This is a genomic window from Sorangium aterium, assembly GCF_028368935.1.
Classification (GTDB): domain Bacteria; phylum Myxococcota_A; class Polyangia; order Polyangiales; family Polyangiaceae; genus Sorangium; species Sorangium atrum.
In genome coordinates this window covers 274788-284396 of the sequence record NZ_JAQNDK010000002.1, presented here as the reverse complement: position 1 = coordinate 284396, position 9609 = coordinate 274788, and the positions used below count along the sequence as shown (strand labels likewise).

Annotated in this window: 6 protein-coding genes; 5 read left to right on the top strand and 1 reads right to left on the bottom strand. The window is 70.9% G+C overall.

Going from position 1 to position 9609, the window contains the following annotated elements; genetic code table 11:
• The first annotated feature begins 163 nt into the window (after positions 1-163).
• Positions 164-739 carry a DUF488 domain-containing protein gene (locus tag POL72_RS15970; RefSeq protein ID WP_272096199.1) on the top strand — a complete coding sequence of 192 codons (576 nt, stop codon included), beginning with the start codon at positions 164-166 and terminating at the stop codon, positions 737-739.
• A gap of 254 nt (positions 740-993) precedes the next feature.
• A complete protein-coding gene (locus tag POL72_RS15965) occupies positions 994-2208 on the top strand; it encodes a hypothetical protein (protein WP_272096198.1) in 1215 nt (404 codons plus the stop codon).
• 218 nt (positions 2209-2426) lie between these two features.
• On the opposite strand, the gene POL72_RS15960 is transcribed toward POL72_RS15965, so the two are convergent.
• Positions 2427-3356 carry a ketopantoate reductase family protein gene (locus POL72_RS15960; protein WP_272096197.1) on the bottom strand — a complete coding sequence of 310 codons (930 nt, stop codon included), beginning with the start codon at positions 3354-3356 and terminating at the stop codon, positions 2427-2429.
• Between the two features lie 131 nt (positions 3357-3487).
• Here POL72_RS15960 and POL72_RS15955 point away from each other — a divergent pair, with 131 nt between their 5' ends.
• The 3 genes from POL72_RS15955 (at position 3488) to nirD (ending at position 9535) form a co-directional block, all read left to right on the top strand.
• A complete protein-coding gene (locus POL72_RS15955; protein WP_272096196.1) occupies positions 3488-6205 on the top strand; it encodes an ATP-binding protein in 2718 nt (905 codons plus the stop codon).
• A gap of 353 nt (positions 6206-6558) precedes the next feature.
• Positions 6559-9099 (top strand): nitrite reductase large subunit NirB, encoded by a 2541-nt coding sequence (gene nirB, locus POL72_RS15950; RefSeq protein WP_272096195.1) that lies wholly within the window; start codon positions 6559-6561, stop codon positions 9097-9099.
• 37 nt (positions 9100-9136) lie between these two features.
• Positions 9137-9535, top strand: coding sequence for a nitrite reductase small subunit NirD (gene nirD, locus POL72_RS15945; protein ID WP_272096194.1), 399 nt, complete (start codon positions 9137-9139; stop codon positions 9533-9535).
• The last annotated feature ends 74 nt before the right edge of the window (positions 9536-9609 follow it).

Sequence of the window (9609 nt, the reverse complement as noted above, 5' to 3'; positions counted from 1 at the left end):
ACGTTGCCCGAGAAAGACACAGGGAGACGGGGAGACAGGGAGATTCACTAAGCTTTTCTCCCGGCCTCCCGGTCTCCCTGTTCAAATTGACCAGTACCGGAGCGCGCGGGCGTCCCCGCTCCCCACGTTGCCCGCGCGCCGCCGGGGCGCAAAGCTCTTCCCCGTGGACACCCTCTTCACCATCGGCCACGGCACCCGCAGCGTGGAGGAGCTCGTCGAGCTGCTCGGCGAGGGGCCGGCCGACACGCTGGTCGACGTCCGGAGGTTCCCTGGATCGAGCCGCTCCCCTCACCTCGGCCGCGCTGCGCTCGCCGAGGCGCTGCCTCGGCTCGGGGTGACCTACGTCTTCCGCGGCGACGCCCTCGGCGGGCGGCGGACGGGGCGGGCCGACTCGCCGCACGTCGCCTGGGAGAACCCGAGCTTCCGGGCCTACGCCGATCACATGGAGACCGCCGCGTTCCAGCGCGCGCTCTCCGAGCTCGAGGCGGAAGCGCGCGCTGGACGGCGAATGGCCCTCCTGTGCGCCGAGACGCTCTGGTGGCGGTGTCACCGCCGCCTCATCGCCGACGCCCTCGTCGCGCGCGGGCTCACGGTCGTCCACCTGCTCGGCCCCGGCACGCGGACCCCGCACCAGCTGAACCCCGCAGCCCGGCCCGACGGCGCCGGCCACCTGATCTACGACGTCGGCGCGCAGCGCGCGCTGCCGCTCGGAGGCCCTAACCGGAGGGCCGTGCGGTAGGTGTCAAAAATCACGAAGTCCACGTAGTGGTCCAGTCGGGTATCACCTGAAAAATAGACCATCAGTCGTCGCACTGACGTCCTGATGCCGGCCCCCTGGAGCGCCATCCGCGCCCACGGGCCTTCCGCTGAGCTCGACATCGCGCGCTCCCCAGCCCGTCCGGTATGGCGGAGCCGCACCGATTCCGTTACCGTCCCGAAATCACATGAAGGCGCGCCCGATGTGGGCAGGGCCTCCTGGCTCGGGAGACAGTAATGAAAGTGCAACGCATTTCGGCGATCCTGCTCACCTCGGTCGCCTTCTCTGCAGGCTTCATCGGTTGCGGTGACGACGACTCGGGCGAGGGCACGGGCGGCGGCTCTTCCTCTTCGACCACGAGCTCGTCATCGGGGGGAGTCGCCCAGAGCAGCGGCGCGGGCGCGAACACGGCCGAGTTCCTCGGCACCCGCTGCACGGCCGACGCCGACTGCGGGACGGACGGCGTGTGCGTCCTGGAGTCGGATGGGGAGGCCGGTCCTGCGGGCGGGTACTGCACGACGGAGTGCGCCGACGACGGCGACTGTGAAGGCGAGGGCAGCGCCTGCGTCAATGGCATCTGTTACCTGGGCTGCGTCCTCGGAGAGCCCCAGATCTCGGCCCTCGACGATGAGCTCGATCCGCTCAAGTGCCACGGCCGCGACGAGCTGCGCTGTGAGGAGGTGGATGACGGCGTGACGGTCTGCATGCCGAACTGCGGCTCCGACTCCCAGTGCTCCGACTCCGGCCGCAGCTGCGATCCCAGGCAGAACGCGTGCGTCGACACGCCGCACGAGGGTCTGCCGATGGGCGCCGCGTGCGACCGCGACGCCGACGAGGATCCGTGCGCCGGATGGTGCGTGGGCTTCCCCGGCGGCGTCAGCGCATGCACCGAGTTCTGCGGCTTCGGCGGCGATCCGCTCGAGTCCGACTGCGGCGGGTTCGAGAACGGTATCTGCCTCTACCAGTTCGCGGAGGTCGTCGGCGCCGGCGACTTCGGCGCCTGCACCAGGGCGTGCACGGCGCACGACGATTGCCTGTTGCCTAACGCCCGCTGCGAGGACTTCGGCCTCCCGAACAACGGCTTCTGCATCTTCGACAAGCTGCCGTGCGAGGACAACAGCGATTGCAAGGACCCGGACGAGTGCGCCGAGACGCCTGATGGCTTCTTCTGCCTCGACCCGCTGTACCCGCTGAGCAACGAGGGCACGGGCGGCGCGGGCGGCAGCGGCGGCGCGGGCGGCAGCGGCGGCGGCGACGGCGGCGCGGGTGGCAGCGACGGCGCGGGTGGCAGCGGCGGCGCGGCCGCCAGCAGCAGCGCGGCCAGCACCACCGCGGCCAGCACCACCGCGGCCAGCACCAGCAGCGCGGCCAGCACCAGCGGCGCCGGCGGAAGCGGCGGCGCGGGCGGCGCGGGCGGCGCCGGCGGCGCGGGCGGCACCGGCGGCGCCTGATCGCCGAGTCCCAGGACAGGCACTCATCTCATCTCCTCTCGATCCCCAGGAGGTGAGATGAGCGCTTCGCGCTCCACGCCCCTTCCCCGAATTCCCCGAAGCACCCGAGACACCGCCGTGGCGGTCGCGACGACGCGTTTCCCAGGGCGCCCACGCGCCCAGGAAGCGGCGCGCGCCGCCCTCGCCATCGCCGGTCCCGTCGCGAGCGCGAGGTCTATTTATCGGCCCGCAGAGGGCGCGCTCGCCCGCGGCGACAGGCCGCGGACGAGGGTCGCCAGCGTGCGCAGCACCGGGGTGTCGACCCCGGCCTGGCGCCCGCGCTCGACCACCGCGCCCTGGAGGATATCGACCTCCGTCGCGCGGCCGGCCCGCACGTCCTGCAGCATCGAGGGCTCGGTGAGCGGGAACTCCGAGCGCGTGAGGGCGAGCATCGCGTCCGCGGTCGCCTCGGAGATCTCCGCCCCTTCCGCCCGCGCGACCGAGATCACCTCGAGCATCGCCGTGCGGGTGAGGTCCTCCATCCGCTCCGCGACCACGCCGGCGCGCTGGCCGGTCAGCGCGCAGATCGCATTGAAGGGGGCGTTCCAGACCATCTTCTCCCAGAGCATGGCGCGGTGGTCCGCCCCGCGGCGGACCGGGATGCCCGCGCGCTCGAGCAGCGCGGCGGTTGCCTCGACCCGCGCCTCCTGCCCAGGCCGGTAGGGCGCGAGCCCGGCGCGCGTCGGCGCGAGCGTCTCGATCTCGCCAGGCGCGGCCACGCCCGAGGACATGTACGCGATCGCGGCGATCACGCGCGGCGCGCCGACGTCGCGCGCGACCACGTCCTCGGAGTCGAGCCCGTTCAGGAGGGGCGCGGCGAGGCCGTCCGCGGCGAGCAGCCCGGGCAGCTTGGCGCTCACCGCGGCGAGCGACGGCGATTTCACGGCGATGAGCGCGAGATCGAACGGCCCGCGCGCCCCGTCGAGCTCGACGACACGGAGGGGCGGAGTGCGCAGCTCGCCGGACGGCGTGCGGAGGATGAGCCCGCGGGACCGCATCGCCTCGGCGTGCGCGCCCCGCGCGACGAAGGTGACGTCCTCCCCAGCGAGCGTGAGCCGCGCCCCGAAATAGCCGCCCACCGCGCCCGCGCCCACGACGAGGATCCGCATCGGCGGCGACCATAGCACGCTCGAGCCGGGCCGCAGCGGACCGGCGAGTGGCGACCCGCGAGGATTGCAGATATGCCTACGCCGAGATGCGTAGGCCGGAAGCCCCCGCCACGACGCACGAGAGCGGCCTCATGAGCGCAGGCGAGCCGAGCGTGACGATGGAAGCCGAGCAGCTCCAGCGCTTGCTGGACGCCCTCCCGGCGCTCATCTCGTATATCGACAGCGACGAGCGCTACGGCATCGTCAACCGGGCCTACGAGCGCTGGTTCGGCGAAGACAGCGGCTCCGTCGTCGGCCGGCACGTGCGCGAGGTGATCGGCGACGCCGCCTACGCCTCCGTGAAGCCGCACATCGCCGCGGTGCTCGCCGGGCGGCCGCAAGACTTCGAGTCGGCGCTCACCTACCCAAAGGGCGGCCGGCGCCACGTGCGCATCCAGTACATTCCCCACCTCGGGGCGGGCGGCGACGTGCGCGGCTTCTTCGTGCTCGTCTCGGACGTCAGCGAGCAGAAGCGCGCCGAGGACGCGCGGCGCTTCCTGGCCGACGCGTCGGCCGCGCTCGATCCGGCGCAGGGCCGCGACGCGGGCTTCCGGCGCGTCGCGGCCCTCGCGGTCACCTCGGTGGCCGAGCTGTGCGCCGTCCACACGCTCGAACCCGACGGCTCCGTCCACGCGCGCGTCGTCGCGCACGCCGATCCCGCCAAGGCAGAGCTCGCCGCCCGGCTGGCCCGGCGCAGCCGCACCCGGCCGGAGCCCGGGACGCCGCCGTCGCCGCTCCACGAGGTGCTCCACGGCGGCCACGGCCGGCTCCTCCCCGACCTCGCCGGCCACGCGCTGGCCGACGCGGATCACATCGCCGCCCTGCGCGAGCTCGGCTGCCGCTCCGCGATGATCGTGCCCATCCGCGGCGACGGGTGTGTCCTCGCGGCGCTCACGCTCGCGTCCGCGGAGGTGGCGGATCGCACCTCCGGCGCCGCCGATCTCGCCTTCGCCGAGGAGCTCGCGCAGCGCATCGAGGTGGCCTTGCAGCGCGTGCGCCTCTACGACATGGCCCGCGACGCCGAGTCCGAGGCGCGGCGGCGCTTCCTCGCCGAGCAGGAGGCGCGCCGGGCCGCCGAGCGCGCGGCGCAGCGCATGGCCGGCCTCCAGCGGATCACGGCGGCGCTCGCCGACGCGCTCACCAGCGAGGCCGTGGCGCAGGTCGTCGTCGACGTCGGCGTCGCCGCCGCGGGCGCGTACGGCGGGGCCATCGTCGTGACGGCGGGCGACGAGCTCGAGTGCCTCAAGGCGGCCGGCTACGAGGGTGACACCGTCGAGCGCTTCCGGCAGATGCCCCGCGACGCCGCGCTCCCGCTCACCGACGCGCTGCGGACCGGCGCGCCCGTCTGGCTGCGCTCGCGCGAGGAGTGCTCCGCCCGCTACCCGCACATCGTGAGCACCGCGCTGTCCGGCGCGACCCAGTCGCTCTGCTGTCTCCCGCTCGTGGTCCAGGAGCGGCCCATCGGCGTGCTCGGGCTGAGCTTCGCGGAGCCGCGCCCGTTCGACCGGGAAGAGCAGGAGTTCCTCGTCGCGGTGTCGCGCCAGTGCGCGCAGGCCATGGAGCGCGCCCGCCTGCACGAGGAGCGCGCCGCCTTCGTCGAGCGCGAGCGGCGCGTCGCCCTCGAGAACGCCCGGCTCTACCGCGAGGCCCACGAGGCGGACCGGCGCAAGGACGAGTTCATCGCCATGCTGTCGCACGAGCTCCGCAACCCGCTGGCGCCCCTCACCACCGGCCTCGAGCTCTTGCAAATGAGCGCCCAGATGAGCGCCGGCGAGCGCGCGGATCGCGACGATAGGCACATCCTGGCGACCCTCGAGCGGCAGGTGAAGACGATCGTCCGGCTCGTCGACGATCTCCTCGACGTCTCCAGGATCACGCGGGGCAAGATCGACCTGAAGCGGGAGCGGCTCGACGTCGCCTCGGTGATCGAGACCGCCGTCGAGTCGGTCCGCCCGCTGCTCGTCCACCGCGGGCACGATCTCGTCCTGTCGGTGGATCCGGGCGTCTTCGTGCACGGCGACCGCGTGCGGCTCGAGCAGATCGTCGTGAACCTCCTCAACAACGCGATCAAGTACACGAACCCCGGCGGCCGCGTCTCGCTCGCCTGCGCCGCGATCGCCGGCGACGCGCGGATCCAGGTGACCGACACCGGCGTCGGCATCTCCGCCGAGCTGCTCCCGCGCGTCTTCGAGCCGTTCATGCAGGCCCGGCGCACGCTGGACCGCTCCCAGGGCGGCCTCGGGATCGGGCTCACGCTGGTCAAGCGGCTCGCCGAGCTGCACGGCGGCCGCGTCGAAGCGCTGAGCGCGGGCCACGGCGAGGGGACGGCCATCAGCGTCTGGCTCCCGCTCGCGGGCCCGCCGAGCGCGCCGGCCGAAGCCCCCCCTCCGCCAGCGCCTCCGCCGGCGCTCGAGGCCGCCCCTGGGCGCTCCGGGGCGCGCGCCCTCCAGGTCCTCGTCGTCGACGACAACGTCGACGCCGCCGAGGGCCTCCGGCGCATCCTCCAGCTCCACGGCCACGCCGTCTCGGTGGTCCACGACGGCCCGGCGGCGCTCGAGGCCGCGCGCGCGTCGAAGCCCGAGCTCGTCTTGCTCGATATCGGCCTTCCCGGGATGGACGGCTACGAGGTCGTCCGGCGCCTGCGCGCCGAGCCCGAGCTCACGCGCTCCTACATCGCCGCCGTCTCCGGTTACGGTCAAGACCAGGACCGCCGCCGCTCGCGCGAAGCCGGCTTCGACGCGCACCTCACCAAGCCGGTCGCGACGGCGCAGCTCCTGTCCTTGCTCGCCGAAGCCGCCCCACGAGGCTGATCGGCCCGCGCTCCATTTCAGAAGTGCAATGCTTCCGCCCCGGGGCGCGATACGTCACTGAAACAGACTCTTTCAGCTCTGAAGGATGCGCCCATTTCCTTTCATCGACGCTGTCGCGTCCAGGTTCGCTCGGGGCCTTGTTGGGCTCGTCGATGACGGCGAAACATGCATGAAACAGAGGCGATGTCCCGGGCTGAGCGCGCCGTCGGGCCGACAATTTATTCGTGCGAAACAGTTGCGAAACAGAGCCCACAGTACACAGTTTTTGGTCCGGGACTGTGGCTGATGCCTCGTTCGGACGGCAGCGCGGCAGTGACGGTGAGAAGGACTCACCGGGTCCAAAGGTGGGTTTCATGAGCAAGAAGAAGGACCTCCTCGTCATCGGCAACGGCATGGTCGGGCACAAGTTCATCGAGAACATGGTTCTCGGCGGCTTCCTGCGCGAGTGGAACATCACGACCTTCTGCGAGGAGCCGCGGCTCGCCTACGACCGGGTGAACCTGTCTGCCTTCTTCAACGGCAAATCGGCCGAGGATCTGTCGATGGTCAAGCCCGGCCTCTACGAGGAGGCGGGCATTCAGGTCCACCTCAACGACAAGGCCGTCTCGATCGATCGGCGGAAGAAGGCCGTCACGTCGGCGAAGGGGAAGACGGTCTATTACGACAAGCTCATCCTCGCCACCGGCTCGTATCCGTTCGTCCCGCCGATCAAGGGCAAAGACGCGAAGGGCTGCTTCGTCTACCGCACGATCGACGACCTCGAGGCGATGGACGCCTACGCCAAGGTCGCGAAGGTCGGCACGGTCATCGGCGGCGGCCTGCTCGGGCTGGAGGCGGCCAACGCGCTCAAGAACATGGGCCTCCAGGTCCACGTCGTGGAGTTCGCGCCGCGCCTGATGGCCCTCCAGGTCGACGACGCCGGCGGCGCGATCCTCCGGGCCAAGATCGAGTCGCTCGGCGTGAACGTGCACACGAGCAAGTCGACGACGGAGATCGTCGCGGAGCACGGCCGCGTGGCGAGGATGGTCTTCGCCGACCAGAGCGAGCTCTCGACCGACATGATCGTCTTCTCGGCCGGCATCCGCCCGAGGGACGAGCTCGCGAGGGCGTGCGAGCTCGCGCTCGGGAACCGCGGCGGCGTCGCCATCAACGAGCGCTGTCAGACGTCGGATCCGGACATCTACGCGATCGGCGAGTGCGCGAGCTATAACAGCCAGCTCTACGGCCTGGTGGCGCCCGGCTACCACATGGCCAAGGTCGCGGTCGACGCCATCACCGGGGGGAAGGAGACCTTCGGCGGCTTCGACATGAGCACGAAGCTCAAGCTGATGGGCGTGGACGTCGCGAGCTTCGGCGACGCGTTCGCGACCCAGCAGGGCGCGCGCGTGCTCAGCTTCATGAACGCGACGTCGAACGTCTACAAGAAGCTCGTCGTCAGCTCGGACGGCAAGCTCCTCCTCGGCGGCATCCTCGTCGGCGACGCCGCGAACTACGGTCAGCTGCTCCAGCTCGTGCAGAACAAGATCGTCCTCCCGCCGCACCCGGAGGATCTCATCGTCACGGCGCGGGACGGCGCGAAGCCGGCGGGCCTCGGCGTCGACGCGCTGCCCGACACCGCGATGATCTGCTCGTGCCTGAACGTCACGAAGAAGGCCATCTGCTCGGCCATCTGCGACGACAAGCACGTCACGGTCGCCGGCATCAAGGGGCACACCAAGGCCGGCACGGGCTGCGGCTCGTGCACCACGCTGATCTCCGACATCCTGAAGAAGGAGCTCAAGAAGGCCGGCGTCGCGGTCAACAACTACATCTGCGAGCACTTCAACCACTCGCGCCAGGAGCTCTATCACCTCGTCCGGATCCACCAGATCAAGACCTTCGACGACCTGGTCGCCCGCCACGGCCAGGGCAAGGGCTGCGAGATCTGCAAGCCCGCGGTGGCGTCGATCCTCGCGTCGACGTGGAACGAGCACATCCTGAACAAGAAGCACCTCCCGCTGCAGGACACGAACGATCGGTACCTGGCCAACGTCCAGCGGGACGGCACCTACTCGGTGGTCCCGCGCGTGGCGGGCGGCGAGATCACGCCGGATCAGCTCATCGCCCTCGGGGTGGTCGCGAAGAAGTACAACCTGTACTCGAAGATCACCGGCGGCCAGCGCGTGGACCTGTTCGGCGCGCGGCTGGAGCAGCTGCCCGACATCTGGCGCGAGCTCATCGCCGCCGGCTTCGAGTCGGGGCACGCGTACGGCAAGGCGCTGCGCACCGTGAAGTCGTGCGTGGGCAGCACCTGGTGCCGCTACGGCGTGCAGGACTCGGTGGGCTTCGCGGTCGCGGTCGAGAACCGCTACAAGGGGCTGCGCAGCCCCCACAAGCTGAAGTCCGCGGTGTCCGGCTGCGCGCGCGAGTGCGCCGAGGCGCAGGGCAAGGACTTCGGCATCATCGCGACGGAGAAGGGCTATAACCTCTACCTCTGCGGCAACGGCGGGATGAAGCCGCAGCACGCCCAGCTCTTCGCCTCGGATCTCGACGAGGCGACGCTCATCAAGTACCTCGACCGGTTCCTGATGTTCTACATCCGCACGGCGGACCGGCTCCAGCGCACGTCGGTGTGGTTCAACAACCTCGAGGGCGGCATGGATTACCTCCGCCAGGTCATCATCGAGGACTCGCTCGGGATCTGCGATGAGCTGGAGAAGGAGATGGCCCACCTCATCGCCACCTACGAGTGCGAGTGGAAGGCCGCTGTCAACGACCCCGAGAAGCTCAAGCAGTTCCGCCAGTTCGTGAACGTCGGCGAGCGCGACCGGAGCATCGTGTTCGTCAGCGAGCGCGCGCAGCACCGCCCCGCGGCGTGGCAGGAGAAGTCGAACCTCGTCGAGGAGATGATCTGACGGCAGGGCCGAGGGGCCTTGTCTGAGGGAGACCGTCATGAGCGAGCTGCACACTTCGGAAGCGCCTCGGAGCGAGACCATGACCCAGGGGTGGATCGACGTCTGCGGGGTAGAGGACATCATCCCGAACACGGGGGTCTGCGCGCTCGTCGGGAAGCGCCAGATCGCGCTCGTCCGGGTCGGCGAGGGCGAGGAGGTCTACGCCATCAGCAACTTCGACCCGTTCAGCAAGGCGTTCGTCCTCTCCCGCGGCATCGTCGGGGACAAGGGGGGCGTCCCCAAGATCGCCTCGCCGATCTACAAGCAGAGCTTCGATCTGCGGTCGGGTCAGTGCCTCGACGACCCGGGCGTGAGCATCCCCGTGTATCCGATCCGGGTCCGGGCCGGACGCGTCGAGATCCAGGCCGCGGCGGAGCCGCTCGCGGCGGCGAGCTGACGGGATGACCTGGCGAGCCGGCGCCAGGCGCTCCCTTGCGGCGGACGCGCCGCCGTTCGCTGTGTCTCTCTTGG

Coding starts and splice junctions, on each gene's coding strand:
- POL72_RS15965 (WP_272096198.1), top strand. CDS start 994: ATGAAAGTGCAACGCATTTCGGCGATCCTGCTCACCTCGGTCGCCTTC.
- POL72_RS15960 (WP_272096197.1), bottom strand. CDS start 3,356: ATGCGGATCCTCGTCGTGGGCGCGGGCGCGGTGGGCGGCTATTTCGGG.
- POL72_RS15955 (WP_272096196.1), top strand. CDS start 3,488: ATGAGCGCAGGCGAGCCGAGCGTGACGATGGAAGCCGAGCAGCTCCAG.
- nirB (WP_272096195.1), top strand. CDS start 6,559: ATGAGCAAGAAGAAGGACCTCCTCGTCATCGGCAACGGCATGGTCGGG.
- nirD (WP_272096194.1), top strand. CDS start 9,137: ATGAGCGAGCTGCACACTTCGGAAGCGCCTCGGAGCGAGACCATGACC.